The sequence below is a fragment of the Allobosea sp. NPDC055353 genome, from assembly GCF_053644975.1.
Genome location: NZ_JBSHMC010000004.1, coordinates 272,970 through 292,892, shown reverse-complemented (window position 1 = coordinate 292,892; position 19,923 = coordinate 272,970). Strand labels below are relative to the sequence as shown.

Annotated in this window: 18 protein-coding genes and 1 tRNA gene; 12 read left to right on the top strand and 7 right to left on the bottom strand. The window is 66.4% G+C overall.

The genetic code is table 11. From position 1 onward, the window contains the following. The first annotated feature begins 289 nt into the window (after positions 1–289). From secA to serA, 5 genes are all read left to right on the top strand, one after another. Positions 290–3,064, top strand: a complete 2,775-nt coding sequence (secA, locus tag ACWIEX_RS24490) for a preprotein translocase subunit SecA (RefSeq protein WP_454035515.1) — start codon at positions 290–292, stop codon at positions 3,062–3,064. Positions 3,065–3,424: 360 nt separating this feature from the next. Beyond that, positions 3,425–3,940, top strand: a complete 516-nt coding sequence (locus ACWIEX_RS24485; protein ID WP_454035514.1) for an invasion associated locus B family protein — start codon at positions 3,425–3,427, stop codon at positions 3,938–3,940. A gap of 128 nt (positions 3,941–4,068) precedes the next feature. Further along, entirely contained in the window at positions 4,069–5,052 is a 984-nt protein-coding gene (locus ACWIEX_RS24480) for an SPFH domain-containing protein (protein ID WP_454035513.1), read from the top strand. A 12-nt stretch (positions 5,053–5,064) separates the two neighbouring features. Next, a complete protein-coding gene (locus ACWIEX_RS24475) occupies positions 5,065–5,511 on the top strand; it encodes an NfeD family protein (protein WP_454035512.1) in 447 nt (148 codons plus the stop codon). Positions 5,512–5,629: 118 nt separating this feature from the next. Then, positions 5,630–6,889, top strand: coding sequence for a phosphoglycerate dehydrogenase (gene serA, locus ACWIEX_RS24470; RefSeq protein ID WP_454035511.1), 1,260 nt, complete (start codon positions 5,630–5,632; stop codon positions 6,887–6,889). Between the two features lie 3 nt (positions 6,890–6,892). Here the strand turns inward: serA and ACWIEX_RS24465 are convergent, their stop codons facing one another. Beyond that, on the bottom strand, positions 6,893–7,081 hold the full coding sequence (locus tag ACWIEX_RS24465; RefSeq protein WP_454035644.1) for a hypothetical protein: 189 nt from the start codon (positions 7,079–7,081) through the stop codon (positions 6,893–6,895). Positions 7,082–7,271: 190 nt separating this feature from the next. On the opposite strand from ACWIEX_RS24465, the gene ACWIEX_RS24460 reads away from it, so the two are divergent. Beyond that, positions 7,272–8,264, top strand: coding sequence for an LLM class flavin-dependent oxidoreductase (locus tag ACWIEX_RS24460; protein WP_454035510.1), 993 nt, complete (start codon positions 7,272–7,274; stop codon positions 8,262–8,264). A gap of 146 nt (positions 8,265–8,410) precedes the next feature. Further along, positions 8,411–8,866, top strand: a complete 456-nt coding sequence (locus ACWIEX_RS24455; protein WP_091861663.1) for a Fur family transcriptional regulator — start codon at positions 8,411–8,413, stop codon at positions 8,864–8,866. 9 nt (positions 8,867–8,875) lie between these two features. Here the strand turns inward: ACWIEX_RS24455 and ACWIEX_RS24450 are convergent, their stop codons facing one another. Further along, on the bottom strand, positions 8,876–9,148 hold the full coding sequence (locus ACWIEX_RS24450) for a GNAT family N-acetyltransferase (protein ID WP_454035509.1): 273 nt from the start codon (positions 9,146–9,148) through the stop codon (positions 8,876–8,878). Positions 9,149–9,166: 18 nt separating this feature from the next. Beyond that, positions 9,167–10,786 carry an OpgD/OpgG family glucan biosynthesis protein gene (locus ACWIEX_RS24445; protein ID WP_454035508.1) on the bottom strand — a complete coding sequence of 540 codons (1,620 nt, stop codon included), beginning with the start codon at positions 10,784–10,786 and terminating at the stop codon, positions 9,167–9,169. A gap of 274 nt (positions 10,787–11,060) precedes the next feature. Between ACWIEX_RS24445 and ACWIEX_RS24440 the strand changes: the two genes are divergently transcribed. The 4 genes from ACWIEX_RS24440 (at position 11,061) to ACWIEX_RS24425 (ending at position 15,688) form a co-directional block, all read left to right on the top strand. After that, positions 11,061–11,621 carry a glyoxalase superfamily protein gene (locus ACWIEX_RS24440; RefSeq protein WP_454035507.1) on the top strand — a complete coding sequence of 187 codons (561 nt, stop codon included), beginning with the start codon at positions 11,061–11,063 and terminating at the stop codon, positions 11,619–11,621. Between the two features lie 572 nt (positions 11,622–12,193). Beyond that, on the top strand, positions 12,194–13,339 hold the full coding sequence (locus ACWIEX_RS24435) for a type III PLP-dependent enzyme (protein WP_454035506.1): 1,146 nt from the start codon (positions 12,194–12,196) through the stop codon (positions 13,337–13,339). 233 nt (positions 13,340–13,572) lie between these two features. Further along, entirely contained in the window at positions 13,573–14,109 is a 537-nt protein-coding gene (locus tag ACWIEX_RS24430; protein ID WP_454035505.1) for a GNAT family N-acetyltransferase, read from the top strand. Positions 14,110–14,251: 142 nt separating this feature from the next. Next, a complete protein-coding gene (locus tag ACWIEX_RS24425; RefSeq protein WP_454035504.1) occupies positions 14,252–15,688 on the top strand; it encodes a homospermidine synthase in 1,437 nt (478 codons plus the stop codon). Between the two features lie 184 nt (positions 15,689–15,872). Here ACWIEX_RS24425 and ACWIEX_RS24420 read toward each other — a convergent pair whose 3' ends face one another. The 4 genes from ACWIEX_RS24420 to ACWIEX_RS24405 form a co-directional block, all read right to left on the bottom strand. Continuing rightward, positions 15,873–17,270: an MFS transporter gene (locus tag ACWIEX_RS24420; RefSeq protein ID WP_454035503.1), complete on the bottom strand. Its 1,398-nt coding sequence runs from the start codon at positions 17,268–17,270 to the stop codon at positions 15,873–15,875. Then, the gene (locus ACWIEX_RS24415; protein WP_454035502.1) at positions 17,267–17,938 is read right to left on the bottom strand and encodes an LON peptidase substrate-binding domain-containing protein; all 672 of its coding nucleotides are present in this window, start codon (positions 17,936–17,938) and stop codon (positions 17,267–17,269) included. The genes ACWIEX_RS24420 and ACWIEX_RS24415 overlap by 4 nt, the downstream gene beginning before the upstream one ends. A gap of 23 nt (positions 17,939–17,961) precedes the next feature. Beyond that, on the bottom strand, positions 17,962–18,861 hold the full coding sequence (trxA, locus tag ACWIEX_RS24410; protein ID WP_454035501.1) for a thioredoxin: 900 nt from the start codon (positions 18,859–18,861) through the stop codon (positions 17,962–17,964). A gap of 81 nt (positions 18,862–18,942) precedes the next feature. Next, positions 18,943–19,467 (bottom strand): prolyl-tRNA synthetase associated domain-containing protein, encoded by a 525-nt coding sequence (locus ACWIEX_RS24405; RefSeq protein WP_454035500.1) that lies wholly within the window; start codon positions 19,465–19,467, stop codon positions 18,943–18,945. Positions 19,468–19,691: 224 nt separating this feature from the next. Between ACWIEX_RS24405 and ACWIEX_RS24400 the strand changes: the two genes are divergently transcribed. Then, positions 19,692–19,766: transfer RNA gene (locus ACWIEX_RS24400), tRNA-Gly, on the top strand. The last annotated feature ends 157 nt before the right edge of the window (positions 19,767–19,923 follow it).

The window sequence follows — 19,923 nt, the reverse complement described above, 5'->3', positions numbered from 1 at the left end:
GGCGGTTCAGACGATTGCGCCGGCCGATCACGAAAGCTCTGCGCTACCCCGATGCCGCAGCGGCGGGTGATCTGACGTGCGGGCTCTTGGAAGCGGAATGAAAAAACCCCACATCCGGAGCCGAATTCACTTGCCGTTTCGCTACCAATAGGACGAAACGCACGCTGGACCCTGCCCGCGCTCGCGTCTAAACACGCGGTCGCAATTCGAGAATACCCGAGCTTTCGGTTCGCGCGCGACAACGCTACGCGTCGAGCGGAGGCTTGAAGCATCACCTGAAAGGCCCAACATGCTTGGCGCGCTCGCAAAGAAACTCTTCGGCTCGTCGAACGACCGCCGCGTCAAGGGCTACCAGCCCCGTGTCGCTGCGATCAACGCGCTCGAGACAGAGATCGCCGCGCTGAGCGACGAGGCGCTGAAGGCGCGCACCGACGAGTTCAAGCAGCAGATCGCCGCCGGCAAGAAGCTCGACGACCTGCTGGTGCCCGCTTTCGCCACGGTGCGCGAGGCGGCCAAGCGCGTGCTCGGCCAGCGGCCCTACGACGTCCAGCTCGTCGGCGGCATGGTGCTGCACGAGGGCGCCATCGCCGAGATGAAGACCGGTGAGGGCAAGACGCTGGTCGCGACGCTGCCGACCTATCTCAACGCCCTCGAAGGCAAGGGCGTCCATGTCGTCACCGTCAACGACTACCTCGCCCGGCGCGACGCCGAGTGGATGGCGAAGCTCTACAACTTCCTCGGCCTGACCGTCGGCATCATCGTGCACGGCCTCGATGACGAGGAGCGCCAGCGCGCCTATGCCTGCGACATCACCTACGGCACGAACAACGAGTTCGGCTTCGACTATCTGCGCGACAACATGAAGTACGAGGTCGCCCAGATGAGCCAGCGCGGCCACCATTTCGCGATCGTCGACGAGGTCGATTCGATCCTGGTCGACGAAGCCCGCACGCCGCTGATCATCTCCGGCCCGCTCGACGACAAATCGGATCTCTACGTCTCGATCGACAAGGTCCTGCCGAGTCTCGTCCCGGCCGATTACGAGGTCGACGAGAAGCAGCGCACGGTGGCGCTGACCGAGGCCGGCAACGATCATATCGAGGAGTTGCTGCGCGAGGCCGGGCTGCTGAACGAGGGCGATCTCTACGACGCCCACAACGTCACGCTGGTCCATCACGTCAACCAGGCGTTGCGCGCGCATTCGCTGTTCACGCGCGACAAGGACTATATCGTCCGCAATGACGAGGTCGTGATCATCGACGAGTTCACCGGCCGCATGATGCCGGGCCGGCGCTATTCGGAAGGCCTGCATCAGGCGCTGGAAGCCAAGGAGCACGTCACCGTCCAGCCCGAGAACGCGACGCTGGCTTCGATCACCTTCCAGAACTATTTCCGCCTCTACGCCAAGCTCGCCGGCATGACCGGCACGGCGGCAACCGAGGCCGACGAATTCTTCCAGATCTACAAGCTCGAGGTCGTGGAGATCCCGACCAACGTCCCGATCTCCCGCAAGGACGAGGACGACGAGGTCTACCGTACCTTCGAAGAGAAGGTGCGCGGCGTCATCCGCGAGATCCAGGCCGCGCAGGCCAACGGCCAGCCGCTGCTGGTCGGCACGACCTCGATCGAGCGCTCGGAGCTCATCGCCGAGATGCTGGAGAAGGAGGGCTACAAGCTTCTCGACTTCACCGATCCGACGGCGCTGGAGCCGGTCTATGCGGCGGCTCGCGAAGGCAAGACGGTCAAGGCCTTCGCCGTGCTGAACGCCCGCTTCCACGAGCAGGAAGCCTATATCGTCGCACAGGCCGGCGTACCCGGCGCGATCACCATCGCCACCAACATGGCCGGCCGCGGCACAGACATCCAGCTCGGCGGCAATGCCGACATGCGGATCTCTCACGATCTTGCGGGCCTGGAAGAAGGCCCGGAGCGCGACGCGAAGGCCGCCGCCATCCGCGCCGAGGTCGCCGATTTCAAGCAGCGCGTGCTCAAGTCCGGCGGGCTCTACATCGTCGGTACCGAGCGCCACGAGAGCCGGCGCATCGACAACCAGCTGCGCGGCCGCGCCGGCCGCCAGGGCGATCCCGGCCGCTCGAAGTTCTTCCTGTCGCTGCAGGACGACCTGATGCGCATCTTCGGCTCCGACCGGATGGACGGCATGCTGACCAAGCTCGGCCTCAAGGAGGACGAGGCGATCGTCCATCCCTGGATCAACAAGGCGGTCGAGAAGGCGCAAGGGAAGGTCGAGGCGCGCAATTTCGACATCCGCAAGAACATCCTGAAATACGACGACGTCATGAACGACCAGCGCAAGGTCGTGTTCGAGCAGCGCCGCGACTTCATGCGCCAGGCAAGCGTGCGCGAGACGATCGACGACATGCGTCATGGCGTCGTCGAGGATGTCGTCGCCCGCCATATCCCGGAGGAGGCCTATCCCGAGCAGTGGGACAGCGCCGGGCTCAAGCAGGAGGTGATCCAGCACCTCAACCTCGATCTCCCGATCGAGGACTGGACCAAGGAAGAGGGCATCGCCGACAGCGAGATCCGCGAGCGCATCCGCAAGCTCGCCGACGAGGATTATGCCGGCCGCATCGAGCGCAACACCGAAGAGGTCATGACCTATGTCGAGAAGCAGGTGCTGCTGCAGTCGCTCGACCATCTCTGGCGTGAGCATCTGGTCACGCTCGACCATCTGCGCCAGGTGATCGGCTGGCGTGGCCTTGCCCAGCGCGACCCGCTGCAGGAATACAAGCAGGAGGCCTTCGAGCTGTTCGACGGGCTGATCGGTCATCTGCGCCAGCAGGTCACCGGCCATCTCTCGCGCATCGAGGTGCGCTTCGACCAGCCCGAGGATCAGGCGCCGGGCCAGGTGCAGGACGGCGCCGGCTCCGGCTTCGGGGATTATAGTGGCGGCGGCGTGCAGTTTGCCGCGACGGATGCCGATGTCGCCGTGCTCGACCGCAATCCGGATGATCCCGAAAGCTGGGGCAAGGTCGGCCGCAACGAACCCTGTCCCTGCGGCTCGGGCAAGAAATTCAAGCACTGCCACGGCCAGTTCGCCTGAGGCCTTGCCATCCTGATGTCTCCCGATGCCCGGCCCTGTGCCGGGCATCGTCGTTTTAGGGGCGAGCCACGCTTGTCATTCCGGGGCGCGCCGCAGGCGCGAACCCGGAACCCACGACTGGGTGGAGACCTGCGATCACGCGTTTGAAGGGGCTAACCCGGTCGTGGGTTCCGGGTTCTTCGCTCCGCGAAGCCCCGGAATGACAAGCGTGGTTCTGACCGCCAGCGATCCTGCAATTGTCGCCATCCGGCGCCCGCCAGTCGCTCCTGCGCCGGATCGACGCACGGATTGTTAGGGTCATGTTTACGCCTCGGTAACACTCTTCTTTCCAATTGGGTCGCGATGAGAGGAGATGAGACCATGTTCAAGACAGCGCTTTCGGCCGCCTGCCTCGCCATTCTGGCGAGCACGGGCGTAGAGGCGGCGAGCCCGAAATCCCTGGGCCAGTTCGGCGACTGGAACGCAGCCACTTACGCGAAGGACGATCTGGCGCGCTGCTTCATCATGAGCAAGCCTTCGTCCGAAGAGCCATCCAATTTGCGTCACGGCGATGTTTTCTTCTTCGTGCAGACCGGCGAAAAGGCTACGGATACGGAATCGAGCTTCCAGACGGGCTATGACTTCGCCCGCAACTCGGTGGTCACCGTCACGATCGGCGATGACAGCTTCCGCATGCTGACCGAGGGCAGCAATGCCTGGCTCGAACGGCTGGAGCGCGAGCCGGCGCTGCTCGCGGCGATGCGGGGCGGGAGCAGCATGACGCTCGAGGCGCGCTCGCTGCGCGGCAACGTCACCAGCTATACCTTCTCGCTCGCGGGTGTGACCGCGGCCTCGCGCATGCTGGCGCGCTGCGATACCGACGCGACGCAGAGCTGACGCGGATTTCGACGGTGAGGCGCCGTGGGCGGCTCACCGTTCGCCGACGCGGCTTGCATCCGCTCGTCGCAACCGCCAGTTTGACGCCTGCATAGCAGGATGGCGCATCGGCGTCGCTGGGGGACGAGATGGAACTGTCAGGCTTCAACATCGCCGTGATCGTCATCGTGGCGCTTGTCATCCTGACGATCGCGCGCGGCGTCCGTACCGTTCCGCAGGGCTATAACTACACCGTCGAGCGCTTCGGGCGCTATTCGCGCACGCTGAGCGCGGGCCTCGGGCTGATCGTGCCCTATATCGATCGCATCGGCCACAAGGTGAATGTCATGGAGCAGGTGCTCGACATTCCCTCGCAGGAGGCGATCACCAAGGACAATGCCGGCGTGCGCATTGACGCGGCCGCCTTCTACCAGGTGCTCGACGCCGCCAAGGCCTGCTACGAGGTGTCGTCGCTCAACGACGCGCTGATGGTCCTGACCATGACCAATATCCGCACCGTCGTCGGCTCGATGGATCTCGACCAGTTGCTGTCGCATCGCGACGAGATCAACGAGCGGCTGCTGCGGGTGATGGATGCCGCCGCCTCGCCCTGGGGCGTCAAGGTCACGCGCATCGAGATCCGGGACATCCTGCCGCCGGCGGATATTGCCGGCGCGATGAACCGGCAGATGAAGGCCGAGCGTGAGAAGCGCGCCGCGATCCTGGAAGCGGAAGGCCTGCGTCAGGCCGAGATCCTCAAGGCCGAGGGCCAGAAGCAGTCGCAGATTCTCGCCGCCGAGGGCCGCAAGGAATCGGCGCTGCGCGATGCCGAGGCGCGCGAAAGGCTGGCGCAGGCCGAAGCAACCGCGACCGCCATGGTCTCGGAGGCGATCAGCCGCGGCGATATCCAGGCCGCCAACTTCCTGATCGCCGAACGCTATACCGACGCACTGAAATCGATCGCGTCGAGCCATAACAGCAAGGTCGTGATCGTGCCGATCGAGGCCGCCTCGCTGGCCGGCACGGTCGGCGGCATCGCCCAGCTCACCAAGGCCGTGTTCGGCGAGGAGGCGGCCGCGCAACGCCGGGGCGGGGCAGGCTCGGTGCCATCCTCCGGCCGCCCGGGCGCCTGAGCGGAGGCGGCCATGCTCGATGGATTGACGAATCTCGGCGGCTGGAGCTGGGCCATTCTCGGGCTCGTCCTGGTTGGCGGGGAGATGCTGGCGCCCGGCATCTTCCTGATCTGGCTTGGCCTAGCCGCGCTCCTCACCGGCGTCGTGGTCGGCCTGTCCGGTGTCGGCTGGCAGGCAGCGATGCTGGTTTTCGCGATCTTCGCCGTCGCCAGCGTCGTCGCCGGACGCCTGCTGACGCGCCGCAAGGGCGAGGAGCCGGACGCGGCCACCGGGCTCAACGACCGCGGCCGCCAGCTGATCGGCCGGGTTTTCCGGCTTGAGACGACGATGACCGGCGGCGAGGGGCGGGTGCGCGTCGGCGATTCGTCCTGGCGGATCGTCGGCCCGGAGCTGCTGGCGGGAACCGAGGTAAAGGTGGTGCGGGTCGAGGGTTCGACGCTCGTCGTCGAGAAGGCTTGACGCGCGCCATGAGGTTTTTGCATCCGTCGCGACGTTTTTCGCGATAGCGTTGCGTCCAGGGCGTTGGCCTCTGACGCTGCGGGGACTATAGCAACCGCTCCTCCAAGAGCGCGCCGTCATGACCAGCCCCAGCGAACGCCTTTCCCTTCCGAAGGACCGCATCAAGGTTCTGCTGCTGGAAGGTATCAATGATTCCGCCGTCGAACTGCTGCAGCAGGCCGGCTACAGCAATCTCGAACGCCTGCCGAAGGCGCTCGACCGCGACAGCCTGCTCAAGGCGATCCAGGGCGTGCACGTCCTCGGTATCCGCTCGCGCACCCAGCTCACGCCGGAGATCTTCGCGGGGGCCGACCGGCTCTTCGCCGTCGGCTGCTTCTCGGTGGGGACGAACCAGGTTCACCTCGATGCGGCGCGGCTGCGCGGCGTGCCGGTCTTCAATGCGCCGTTCTCGAACACGCGCAGCGTCGCCGAACTCACCATCGGCGAGATCGTCATGCTGCTGCGCCGCATCCCCGACCGCTCCCGTTCCGCCCATGACGGCGGCTGGGACAAGTCCGCCAACGGTTCCTTCGAGGTGCGCGGCAAGACGCTCGGCATCGTCGGCTACGGCAATATCGGCAGCCAGCTCTCGACCTTGGCCGAGGCGATGGGCATGCGGGTGATCTATTTCGATCACACGGACCGCCTGCGTCACGGCAATACCGAGCCGACGAAGAGCCTGAACGCCCTGCTCGGCGCGGCCGACATCGTCTCGCTGCATGTGCCGGAGACGCCGCAGACCCACGGCATGATCGGCGAAAAGCAGATCGCTCTCATGAAGCCGGGGAGCTATCTCATCAACAATTCGCGCGGCACGGTCGTCGATCTCGACGCCCTGGCTTCGGCGCTCGACAGCGGCCATCTCGCCGGTGCGGCGGTCGATGTCTTCCCGATCGAACCTGCCTCCAATGCCGAACGCTTCGTCTCGCCGCTCCAGGGCTGCGGGAATGTCATCCTGACCCCGCATATCGGCGGCTCGACCGAGGAGGCGCAGGAGCGCATCGGCGCCGAGGTTGCGCGCAAGCTCGTCGATTACTCCGATGTCGGCTCGACGGTGGGTGCGGTCAATTTCCCGCAGGTCCAGTTGCCGGCCCGAGCCATCGGCACGCGCTTCATCCATGTCCAGCGCAACGTGCCGGGCATGCTGCGGCGGCTGAACGACGTCTTCGCCAGCCGGCAGGTCAACATCGCCGCCCAGAATTACCAGACCGACGGCGAGGTCGGCTATGTCGTGATGGAGGCGGACGGCGTCTCGAGCGCCGAGGCGCGCGACATCCTCAAGGATATCCGCGCGCTCGACGGCACGATCCGCGCGCGCCTGCTCCACCAGCGCGATTGAGCCTCAGGCCGGTTTCTTCGCCTTGGCGCCGGGCTTGATCGGCGTCTGCGTCGCGACGGGGTCGCTGGCCGGGAAGGTGTCCTTCAGCGCGCGATTGAGCTCGGCGTCCTTGCCGTGCTCGCGCGCGGCTTGGCGCTGCTCCTTCTGCTCCTTGCGCAGGCTTTCCTTGGCAGGATTGGCGGTGGCGGTCATGGTCGCTCCCTTCGGCGTGGCTGGTTCCTGCGATCAACGCGGCAGGGCCGACCCCGTTCCGCCAGAACGCCAGCGCAGGCGCGCCATGACGAAGGGGGCCGCCCTCTGGACCGCGCCGCCCAGCCTTCCCATCTGGTGAAGCCACGCCTTCCCGCCGGCTTTCCACCGGTGCCAGCCAGCAGGGGCCGTCATGGTCGCGATCTCAGTCCTCGATCTCGTTCCCGTCGTCGAAGGGGAGGGGCCGCGCGAGGCGCTCAAGAAATCCATCGACCTGATCCGTCATGCCGAGCGGCTCGGCTACAGCCGCTACTGGGTCGCCGAGCACCACAACATGGTCGGCATCGCCAGCGCCGCGACCTCCGTCGTGATCGGCCAGCTCGCGGCTGCGACCAGCACGATCCGCGTCGGGGCTGGCGGCATCATGCTGCCGAACCATGCACCGCTCGTCATCGCCGAGCAGTTCGGCACGCTGGAAGCTCTCTTTCCGGGACGCATCGATCTCGGCCTCGGCCGCGCGCCCGGCACCGACCAGTTGACGCTCCGGGCGCTGCGCCGCAGCCCGATGTCATCGGACAGCTTCCCGCAGGACGTGCTCGAATTGCAGGCTTTGTTCGCGCCGGCCGGGCCGAACCAGGCGATCCGTGCGGTGCCGGGCGAAGGGCTCGAGGTCCCACTCTGGATTCTCGGATCGAGCCTGTTCGGGGCGCAACTCGCCGCCGAGCTGGGCCTGCCCTACAGCTTCGCCTCGCATTTCGCACCGGATGCGCTGATGCAGGCGCTCGCCGTCTATCGCGAGCGCTTCAAGCCGTCCGAGCAGCTCACGACGCCTCATGCGATGCCGGGCATCAATGTCGTGGCAGCGGAGACGGACGAGGAGGCGCGCCATCTCGCGACCTCGCTGCAGCAGCGCTTCGTCGGCATGGTGAGAGGCGCGCGCGGCAAGCTCCAGCCGCCGATCGAGGATATCGAGCAGTACTGGTCGCCGGCCGAGAAGGCGCATGTCTCGGGGATGCTGCGCTATGCCTTCATCGGCTCGCCGGCGACGCTGAAGCGCACGCTCGGGGCCTTCCTGCGTGAGACCCGGGCGGACGAGATCATGATCACGGCGCCGCTCTTCGACCATGACAAGCGCAAGCGCTCCTATGAGCTGGTCGCGGAGATCGCGGCCGAGCTTGGGACATAGGGCTCGTTGATCTTTTGCGGAGACACGTCGTCTCACGGCAGGCCTGATTTATCGCTGTTGATTTGCATTTGCATGATTAATGCAAATGAGAATGACTTTCTGGTGGTTGCTTTTGCAATTGGCGGTCGGCATTGCTATGGCAAGGCATGACCGAGACCGACCGGCGCATTGCCGTTTTCGAGAGCCAGCTGAAGGGAGCCGGGCTGCGCATGACGCAGCAGCGGCGACTGATCCTGCGCGTACTGGCGGAAGCTGACGACCATCCCGACGCGAAGGGCATTTTCACCCGCGCTTTCGCGCATGACCCGACCCTGTCGCTCTCGACTGTCTACCGGACGATGAAGGTGCTGGAATCGCAGGGCGCGATCGAGCGCCATGCCTTCGAGGACGGCATCTCGCGCTACGAGCATGCCGACCAGGAGCATCACGACCACCTGATCGACGTCGATTCGGGCGAGGTGATCGAGTTCTCCTCGGATGCGATCGAGGAGTTGCAGCGGCGGATCGCGGCAGAGCTCGGCTACGAGCTCGTGCGCCATCGGCTGGAGCTCTACGGACGCAAGAAGCAGCCGGCGCGTCGAGGCGGCCGCAAGGCGTCCTGATCCGTCGGTTCAGCCGTCGACGACGTCGTTATATTCGGGATGCTTCGCGATCCAGCCCTTGAGGAATTCGCAGCGGACCACGGCCTTGCGCTTGCTCGCCCGCAGCAGTTCGAAGACGCCCTTCGCCAGCTTCGAGCCGACACCCTGCCCTGAGAGCTCCGCGGGCACTTCGGTGTGAACCAGCACAAGCCGCTCGCCGTCGCGGCGATAGGCGACGAGCGCGGTGCCGCCGTCGAGCGATAGTTCGAAACGGTTCTGTTCGGCGTTCTCGACGACGTCCATGGCACAGGCTCCTTCAGATCACCCTTGCGCTTCGGCGCGCCAGGGGTAGCTCCAGGTTTCGGTGAGCGTCTTGCCGCCGCTCCTGAGGAAGGCGCGCATCTCGGCAAGCTGGCCGGGCTCGACCACGACATCGATGAAGGCGCGGAAGCCCTCGGTCTTGCGGTTCGGCACGATGAAGGCGCGGTCGATCCGGCCATAGGCGATCGAGGGCACGATCTCGACCTTCTCGGGCTGCTTCAGATGGTAGTCGAGATCGCCGCCGGCGAAGTCGACGATGAAGCGGCGCGAGCCGTCGGTGACAGGCTCGCCGGAGCCCAGCGCCTTGGGCTTGGCCTGGTAGGTGTTGACCACTCGCCCGCCCGGATGCAGGTCGCTGGAATCGAGCATCGCGATCAGCTTGTAGCCGAAGGAGAACTCTTTGCCCGGCTCCAGCGGCGTCTTCGGCGCCCAGAGCGCGACGATATTGTCGTTGGTTTCGTCGGTGGTCGGCATCTCGATCAGTTCGACGACGCCCTCGCCCCAGTCGCCCTGCGGCTCGATCCAGTAGGACGGCCTCAGTTCATAGGAGAGGTCGAGGTCCTGATAGTGCTCGAAGGTGCGGTCGCGCTGCATCAGGCCGAAGCCGCGCAGATTGCGCTCGACGAAGGAGGAGACGGCCTGCTGCTTCGGATTGCGCAGCGGGCGCCAGATCCATTCGCCGCTGCTGGAATGGATCATCAGCCCGTCGGAATCATGCAATTCGCTGCGGAAATCGTCGAAGAAACGGCGGTCGTTCTCGCCGGTGAAGAACATCGAGGTCAGCGGCGCGAGGCCGAGCTTCTCGATGGGCGCGCGCGGATAGAGGGTCGCGGCGACCTCCATGACGGTATCGAGATCGGGATAGATGGTGAAGCGATAGGCGCCGGTCACAGCCGGCGAATCGAGCAGGGTGTGGATGACGATGCGCTCGGCATTGGCCGCCGGCTGCTCGATCCAGAACTCGCGAAAGACCGGGAATTCCTCGGCCGTCGTGCCGGCGCCGATCGCGAGGCCGCGCGCCGAGAGGCCGTAGCGCTGGCCGCGGCCGAGCACCCGGAAATAGCTCGCGCCGATGAAGGAGATCAGCTCGTCGAAGACGCGGGGGTCGTTGAGCGGGTAGTGCAGGCGGAAGCCGGCGAAACCGAGATTGACCGGCAGCGGCTTGTCGAACTTGACCCGGCCGTAGTCGAACAGGTTTGCCGCATAGGGCACCGGCATCGCCACGCCGTCGCGCACGACGTTGACCGTGACCGGCCGGGTGAAGAGGAAGCCCGGATGGAACATCTGCATGCGGAAGGGCGAGCCGTTCTGCGCCAGCAGGGCCCGTTCCGGCCGGAAGCGGATGTCGCGCCAGGAATCGTAGTCGAGCTTGGCCAGCGCCTCCGGCAAGGGGGCGATCGGTTCGTAGGGAACCGCGGAAATCTCGCGGGCACGGCGCTGCACGTCCTCGAAGCCGAAACGGGGCTGCGGCGCCGCGTTCTGAGGTGGTGGCGTCTGCGGCTGGCCCTGCGGCTGCGCCGGGGCGCGGGGCTGCTGCGCGAGCAGGACGGAGGGCGCCACCGAAAGGCAGAGCGCGGCTGAAAGTCCGCCCAGGACGCGGCGGCGATCTGTCGTGGTCATAAGTGGTCCGTGTTCCCTCGCGCGGCTCGCGAAACATCTGCGGCAGCCGAGACTTAAGGCCATCAAATGGGGCCGGTCTAGGGCATCCGCCATTGACAGGAGATGAACATCCCGCAACCTTTGCAGCCGGCCGGATGCGGCCAGCCGCTCGCGCCCCGAAAAGGCAAGGTGAACGCATCCAGACGAGACCTGTCCTGATCCCGATCGACTCGTGGACGGATATCGGCAAGGCGAGCCCCGATCACGACCGTCCGCAGCGAGAAGGATCACGACGATGCGTAGCTTTCGCGATGCGAAGCTGATGGCCAGGAGCCTGCGCGACACCATGGCCGCCCGGCAGGTGCCGCTTTCCCACTCGGAGGCCCTCGAGATCGTGGCGCGCCAGTTCGGCTATGACGACTGGAACGTGCTCGCGGCGAAGATCGGCGAGGGCGCGCCCACGGAGCCGCCGGAGAAGCCGGCGGAGGCGGTTCGCCTCCAGATGGGGATTCCGGTCCTCAGGATTTTCGACGAGGCCAAGGCGAAGGAGTTCTATCTCGGCTTCCTCGGCTTCGCGATGGACTGGGACCATCGCTTCGGGCCGAACATGCCGCTCTATATGCAGGTGTCCCGCTCGGGCCTGCAGCTCCATCTCTCCGAGCATCATGGCGACGCCAGCCCGGGCTCGACCGTCTTCGTCTGGATGGAGGGCGTCGACGCCTATCGCGCCGAGCTGATCGGGAAGCGCTACACCTACTCCAAACCCGGCATCCAGGAGGAGGGCCCAGGTGGCCGGACGCTCGAAGTGCCCGACCCGTTCGGCAATCGAATCCGTTTCTGCGAGAAGCGCGACTAACTCATAGCCGGCGAAGGGCTTTCCCCGGTTAACCCGCCCCCGAACGGACGCGGATCGGCCTTGCAAAAAAATGCGGCTCCGGGCCCACAAAACACTTGTGGTCCGGGGCGAGCGTCCGTATATCGCGTTCACCCAATTCGCACGTGCCTGTGGCCGCGTGCTGGTCGGTGGGCATCCGGACAAGAGGCCGGACAGCCGCCAGGGGTTGGAAGACGGATGGAGGGGATGGATATCCCTCAAATCACGCTTCCCAGTCTCCGCAAGGAGATTGTTCCCCGACAACGACCGGCAGCCGGAGGCAAAACCGGCGAACCCCGAATCTCCACGGGGGACGCAGCTTAAAGCAACGACGGAGCGGGCTTTTTTGGTCTCGCCGGCTTTCCACAGGCCGGCACCGAAGAGGCTTGTCCTTCATTGCCGGCCGTGCGGGGTCTTCCCCAATCGAACGGTGTTTCGGGTCCGGACGGCTCGTCCGTTGTAGCAGGCGTCTCCACAGCGCCGGGCGACAGCGACGATTCACTCCGGCGATACATCGCATCGACGCCGCTTGCGTCGTAGGGGAGTCGCGTCTCATGACCGACCGCATCCGTGAGTTTCTTCGTACCCGACGTGAGGACGGGCCCTGCGTCGTCATCGACACCGATGTCGTGCGCGAGAACTATCATGCCTTCGCCCGTGCGTTGCCCGACACCCGCGTCTTCTACGCGGTGAAGGCCAACCCGGCGCCGGAGGTGCTCGCCCTGCTCGCCAAGCTCGGCTCCTGCTTCGACTGCGCCTCGGTCGTCGAGATCGAGCTCGCGCTTGCCGCCGGTGCCACCGCCGACCGCATCTCCTTCGGCAACACCATCAAGAAGGAGCGCGACGTCGTGCGCGCCATGGAGCTCGGCGTGCGCCTGTTCGCCGTCGACTGCACGGCCGAGGTCGAGAAGGTCGCCCGTTCCGCCGAGAAGACCGGCACCAAGGACGCGCGCATCTTCTGCCGCATCCTCTGCGACGGTGCCGGCGCCGATTGGCCGCTCTCGCGCAAGTTCGGCTGCGTGCCCGAAATGGCCGCGGACGTGCTCGAGCACGGCCATCGCCTCGGCCTCCTGGCTTATGGCATCTCGTTCCATGTCGGCTCGCAGCAGGCGAACGTGAACGCCTGGGATTCGGCCCTGGCCTCGGCCTCGGCGATCTTCAAGGAATGCGCCACCCGCGGCATCGGCCTGTCGATGGTCAATCTCGGAGGCGGTTTCCCGGCGCGCTACCTGAAGCCGATTCCGGGCGTGCCGTCCTATGGCGATGCGATCTTCCGGGCGCTGTCGAAGCATTTCGGCAACCAGCTGCCCGAGACGATCATCGAGCCGGGCCGCGGCATGGTCGGCGAAGCCGGCCTGATCGAGGCCGAGGTCGTGCTGATCTCGAAGAAGGCTGAAACGGACGAGGTCCGCTGGGTCTATCTCGATATCGGCAAGTTCAACGGTCTCGCCGAGACCATGGACGAGGCGATCCGCTACCCCATCCGCACCGTGCGCGATGGCGATGAGACGGTCCCCTGCGTGCTCGCCGGCCCGACCTGCGACTCGGTCGACGTCATGTACGAGAAGACCCCGTACATGCTGCCCTTCTCGCTGGAGATCGGCGACAAGGTGCTGATCGAGGGCACGGGCGCCTATACGACGACCTATTCGGCCGTCGCCTTCAACGGCTTTCCGCCGCTGAAGCAGTACGTCATCTGACGGAAAGTACGGGGCGGCTTTCGCCGCCCCTATGCCAATCGGGTCCGGCGAAGCGCCCTGCCGCAAGGCAGGCTGTCCGACGCTAAGTCGGGTGGAGCGTGCGTATCTCCAGAACGGAGATGCGGGCGTGGCTCCCGCCGGACCCCTCTTCCCCACATCGTTCCATTGTGGCTGCGCGCGAGCGTGGCGCCGGGTAGGTCCATGAGAATGGGCGCTCCGGCCGGAGGTGCGTCATGATCACGATCCGCGACGAGGTCGTCACCGACATTCCCGCCCGCGAGGCGCTGCTCGACCGTTGCCTGGGCGAGCGCCGCACCGCCAAGTCGAGCGAGCGCCTGCGCGAAGGCCGCCTGCCGGCCGAAGGCCTGGCGCTGACGGCCGAACGCGACGGCGAATTGCTCGCCACCGTGCGCCTCTGGCATGTGGAAGCCAATGGCGTACCGGCGCTGTTGCTCGGCCCGCTCGCGGTCAAGCCCGAGCTGCAGGGCGAGGGCCTCGGCAAGGCGATGATGCGCGAGGCGCTCTGGCGCGCCGCCTGCCGCGGGCATGGCGCGGTCATCCTCGTCGGGGATGCGCCCTATTACGCCCGGTTCGGCTTCGATCCGGCGCTGACCCGCGAGCTTGCCATGCCCGGCCCGGTCGAGCGCGAGCGCTTCCTCGCGATCGAACTGCGCGACGGCGCGCTCGATGGCGCCAGCGGTGTGCTTGTCGCCAGCGGTGCAGCGTCGCCAGCGGCCTTCGAGGCGGAGCCGGTGGCCAAGGCCGCCTGACGCTTCAGACCCATCGTCATCGCGCCGTCATTGCCCGGCGCTTTCCATGCGCAGGCCGTATGGAAGGCGCCGCGGCGATTGACGGCGCGATTTTGCGCTCATACGACCCTTTTATCCCCCTAGAACCCAGGAGTTACAGAGAATGACGAATTGGCCCGTCTACGGCGAGATCACCGGCCCGATCGTGATGATCGGCTTCGGTTCGATCGGCCGCGGTACGCTGCCGCTGCTCGAACGGCACTTCAAGTTCGACAAGAGCCGCTTCGTCGTCATTGCTCCCGATGATTCCAACCGCCACCTGCTCGACGAGCGCGGCATCCGCTTCATCCAGGAAGCCGTCACCATCGAGAACTACAAGACGATGCTGGAGCCGCTGCTGACCGCCGGTGGCGGGCAGGGTTTTTGCGTCAATCTTTCCTGCGACACCGGCTCGCGCGACATCATGGAGTTCTGCTCCAGCCTCGGCGCGCTCTATATCGACACGGTCAACGAGCCCTGGCTCGGCTTCTATTTCGACGAGAGCAAGGGCCCGGCCGAGCGCTCGAACTATGCGCTGCGCGAGATGACGCTGGCCGCCAAGCGGGCGCGCCCGGCCGGCACGCCGACGGCGGTCTCCTGCTGCGGCGCCAATCCCGGCATGGTCTCCTCGCTGGTGAAGCGGGCGCTGACCAACCTCGCCGCCGATATGCGTCTCAACGCGACGCAGCCGAACACCCGCGAGGAATGGGCGGCGCTGATGCAGCGCGTCGGCGTCAAGGGCATCCATATCGCCGAGCGCGACACGCAGCGTTCGAAGCACCCCAAGCCGCCGGGCGTCTTCGTCAACACCTGGTCGGTCGAAGGCTTCATCGCCGAAGCCGTGCAGCCGGCCGAACTCGGCTGGGGCACCCACGAGAAATGGATGCCGGCGAACGCCCATGGCCACGAGACCGGCTCGCAGGCGGCGATCTACCTGATGCAGGCCGGGGCCGAAACCAAGGTCCGGAGCTGGTGCCCGACGCCGGGGCCGCAATACGGCTTCCTGGTGACGCATAACGAGTCGATCTCGATCGCGGATTATTTCACCGTGCGCGACGAGACCGGCAAGGCCGTCTTCCGGCCGACCTGCCACTACGCCTACCACCCGGCGAACGATGCCGTGCTCTCGCTGCACGAGATGTTCGGCAATGCCGGCCGCCCGCAGGAAGAGCACCATATCCTCGAGGAGAAGGAGGTCGTCGACGGCATCGACGAGCTCGGCGTGCTGCTCTATGGCCACGAAAAGGGCGCCTACTGGTTCGGCTCGCAGCTTTCGACCGAGGAGGCGCGCTCGCTCGCGCCCTACCAGACCGCGACCGGTCTGCAGGTGACCTCTTCCGTGCTCGCCGGCATGGTCTGGGCGCTGGAGAACCCGCGCGCGGGGATCGTCGAGGTCGAGGAGCTCGACTTCAATCGCTGCCTCGAGATCCAGCGGCCCTATCTCGGGCCGGTGCAGGGCTACTACACCGACTGGACGCCGCTCGACGGCCGCCCGGGCCTGTTCCCGGAGGATATCGACACCAGCGACCCCTGGCAGTTCCGGAACATCCTGGTTCGCTGACCAAGCGCGTCATCCCGTGCGCGCTGCGGCACGATAGTGCTGCTGCGCAGACACGGGACCGTCTTCAGGAAAGGGCGCCTTCTCGTGCAGGGGGCGCCCTTTCCTTTGAGGGGCGCCTTCTCGTCGCGCGGTCCCGTGTCTGCGCAGCAGCACTATCGTGCCGCAGCGCGCACGGGATGACACTCTACGACTTGCGGGTGACCTTCACGCCGGCCAGCAGCGCCGCTCCTGCCAGGAAGAACACGATCAGCACGGCCAGGCCCGCCCGCTGGCTGGCGAAGATCGTCGTGGCCAGCGCGACCAGAGTCGGCCCCATGAAGGACGTGACCTTGCCCGACAGGGCGAAGAGCCCGAAGAACTCGCCGATCCGTCCCTCCGGCGCCAGCCGTGCCATCAAGCTGCGTGAGGCCGCCTGCATCGGCCCGGCGACAAGGCCGATCAGCAGGCCCAGGCCCAGGTAGACCCGCTCCGGCAGCGAGGCGAACAGGCCATCGCCGGTCACTGGCGGCGCGGCGGGGATCACGAACAGGACGTGGTCGGCACTGAGCGAGAGGATGCCGATACAGGCAAAGAGCAGGCAGGCGATCGCGCCGAGCACGACCGGCTTGCCGCCGATGCGATCGTCGAGCTTGCCGCCGAGCCAGGCTCCCAGCGTGCCGGTGACGGTGAGCAGGATGCCGAAGATGCCGAGCTCGATCGTCTGCCAGCCGAAGACGCCGGCCGCATAGATGCCGCCGAAGGCGAAGAGCGCGACCAGCGCATCCTGGTAGATCATGTTGGCGAGCAGGAAGCGGCCGAGCGACGGCAGCTTCGGCAGTTCGGCGAGCGTGTCCTTCAGACGCCCGACACCGCCCCTGGCCGCCTCGGCGAGGCTCAGGCCCGTCCTGCGGGAATCCGGCGTGAGCAGGAACATCGGCGTAACGAAGATGATGAACCAGAGCGCGGTGAGCGGGCCGGAGAAGCGATCGCCCTCGCGGGCGGCGGCATCGAGCCCGAGGATCGGCGTGATGCCGATGAGCGTCTTGCCGGTCTGTGGATCGGCTGCGAGCAGCCCGAGCGTGATCGCAAGTGAGAGCAGACCGCCGAGATAGCCGATCGCCCAGCCGGTGCCCGAGAGCCAGCCGAGCCGCTCCGGCGGCACGAGGCGGGTCATCATCGCGTTGTTGAAGGTCGTGGCGAATTCGGCTCCAACAGTCGCGATGATGAAGCCCGCAAGCGCGATCGGCACCGCGGTCGCCGACCCGGGCACGGCAAACCAGAGCATTCCCGCGCCGATGACCAGGAGCGCGCCGAAGGCGGCGATCCAGGGCTTGCGCGGCCCGGTTCGGTCCGCGATGCCGCCGAGCACGGGCGAGAGCAGGGCGATGCACAGCCCGGCGAAGCCCGTGGCATAGCCCCAGAGCGCCTGGCCGTCGGCCGCGTCCTTCGCCAGCGCCGAGGCGAAGAAGGGCGCGAAGACGAAGGTGGTGATCAGCGTGAAGAAGGGCTGCGCCGACCAGTCGAAGAACAGCCAGGCTGTCACCGCGCGGCGCGGTGGCCAGACGGTCGGTGGCGCTTCGGCGGGCGGCGTCGCTGGCGTCACTGCAGGGTCGTGTCCGGATCGCCGCCGCCGCGGGCGAGCTCGATCTCGGTGATCGCGACCAGCACCTCGGCCCGGTCCTTCAGGGTCTGCGCTTCCAGGAGTGCCTGCTTCTCGCGCGGCCCGAACGGGCACATCATCGAAAGCGCGTTGACCAGCGCCTCGTTCGGGGCCTCGTTGACGCCCTTCCAGTCGATCTTGAGGTCGTTGGCCTTGGCGAAGTCCCTGAGCGCCTTGAGCAGGCCCTTGCGGTCGACCTCGTCCTCACCGGTACGGGCGACGAAATCGGCGGCGAAGGCGTCATAGCCGACGCGGCCCTGGCGATAGGGTGTGGTGACCGACAATTCCTCGAGCAGCCGGAAGCGGCTGATGCCGGTCAGGGTGATGATGTAGCGCCCGTCGCCGGTCTCGGAGAACTGGGTGATGCGGCCGAGGCAGCCGACCTTCAGCAGCGGCGGAATCTCGGGCTGGCGGCCGGTCTCCGGCTCGGGCTGGATGATACCGATGACGCGCTCGCCCTTGAGAGCGTCATCGATCATGGCGAGATAGCGCGGCTCGAAGATGTTGAGCGGCATCTGGCCGCGCGGCAGGAGCAGGGCGCCACCCAAGGGAAAGAGCGGGATCGCCGCCGGGCAATCCTTGGCTCCCTCGTAGATGGCGTTCATGCCCATGCGCGCCTTGTCCTTCTCACCGATCAGGAGAACAGCAGGGTCGAGAGCTTGCGGCGCCCGCTGACGCTCGCCTCGTCCATCGGGCCCCAGGCCTCGAAGAACTGAAGGAGCTGCTTGCGCGCGCCGTCATCGTTCCATTTCCTGTCGGCCTTGATGATGGCGACGAGATGGTCGACCGCCTCCTCCCGCTTGTCGCGGGCGCTGAGCGCCAGCGCCAGATCGAAGCGGGCCTGATGGTCCTTTGGATCGGCCGCGACCTTGGCCTCCAGCTCGGCGGTGTCGCCGAGCGAGGCGGCCTGTTCGGCGAGCTCGATCGCGGCGCGCACGGCCGTAATCGCCGGATCGGCGGCCTTGTCCTGCGGCGCCGTGCCGAGGATGCCCTTGGCGCCCTCGATATCGCCGCTGTCGAGATGCAGTCGCGCGAGGCCTGCGATGGCGGCGAGGTTGTCGGGCTCGATCTCGAGCACGCCGGCATAGAGCTCGCTCGCCCCGGCGGGGTCACCGGCTGCGATGGCGGCTGCGGCGGCCTCGATCAGCTCGGCCGTCTCGCCCGGACCCATCGGGCCGACCAGGCGCTCGATGAAGACCTTGATCTGGCTCTCGGGCTGGGCGCCCATGAAGCCGTCGACCGGCTGGCCCTGCTTGAAAGCGATGACGGCGGGAATCGACTGGATGCCGAGCTGGCCGGGGATCTGCGGATGCTCGTCGATATTCATCTTGACGAGCTTGACCTTGCCGCCGGCGGCCTTGACCACCTTCTCGATCACGGGCGTGAGCTGCTTGCAGGGCCCGCACCAGGGCGCCCAGAAATCGATCAGCACCGGCTGGTTCATCGATTCGGCGATGACGTCCTCGCGGAAGCCCTGGGTCGTGGTGTCCTTGATCAGGCCGGGTTGCCCGGCCGCCTCGCCATTGACCAGCATGGGTCGTCCTTCGTGATGTTTCGTAGAGGCGCAGGCGTGCCGATGCGGCCGCCCGCGCGGTCGCCCCATAGATGGGGTGCTTCAGCCGTTCTGTCCATCAGGCGGGACGGGCAAATCGACGATCAGCGGCTCGTGGCCCGTGCTTCGGAAGAAGGCCAGCAGATCGTCGCGGCCAATCCGCAGCGTCGCCGTGTTGATCAGCGGGTGAAAATTGACGTCCTCGCCGGTCGTCAGATCGGCGTCCAGCACCATGGTCACCTCGCCCGCGCGATCATTGATCACGGCGAAGGCGGTGACGGAGCCTGGCGTGACGCCGAGCTTCTCCATCAGGAGCTCGGCCGAGCCGAAGGAGAGCCGCCCACTGGCGCCGATCCGCTCATGCAGGCGCTTGAGATCGATGCGCGCATGCGCTTCGGCCGAGACCAGGAAGATCCGCCCCTTCTTGTCTTTCAGGAACAGGTTCTTGGTGTGATGACCGGTCATCGCGTCGCGATGCGGCGCGGTCTCGGCGACGGTGAAGACGGCCGGGTGGTCGGTGCGATGGAAGGCAATGCCTTTCTCGGTGAGATAGGCGCAGAGCTGGTCGGGCGTGACGGGCGCGGTCATGGCTGGGCGATCGGCGGGGTTCGGGGCGAAAACGTAACGCTTGCCGGGGCGGCAGGCACGGGCGATGGATGCCTAGCCTTGCAGGGCGCCGGCAGCAAGGCGGGAGGGGATAATCCCGGATTTCGGGGAAGGCGGCAAAAAAACTTTCGCCGGGTGCTTGCGCTTCGCGGCGCTTTGGGGCAATAACCCGGCCGCGCCGCCAACACGGCGCGACTGTCTCGGATGCGGGTGTAGCTCAGGGGTAGAGCACAACCTTGCCAAGGTTGGGGTCGAGGGTTCGAATCCCTTCGCCCGCTCCAGACAATCTCAGGACTTGAGAAGCATGCAAGCGTCGGATCTTCCGGCGCTTTTTGCTTTTTGGGCTGTAGCCCTTCGATTTGCCGGAAACCACCAGGCTTCAAACGCAAGAGGGCGCCGTCTGGCGCCCTCTGCAGGTGTTTTCGAAGCTCCACGCGT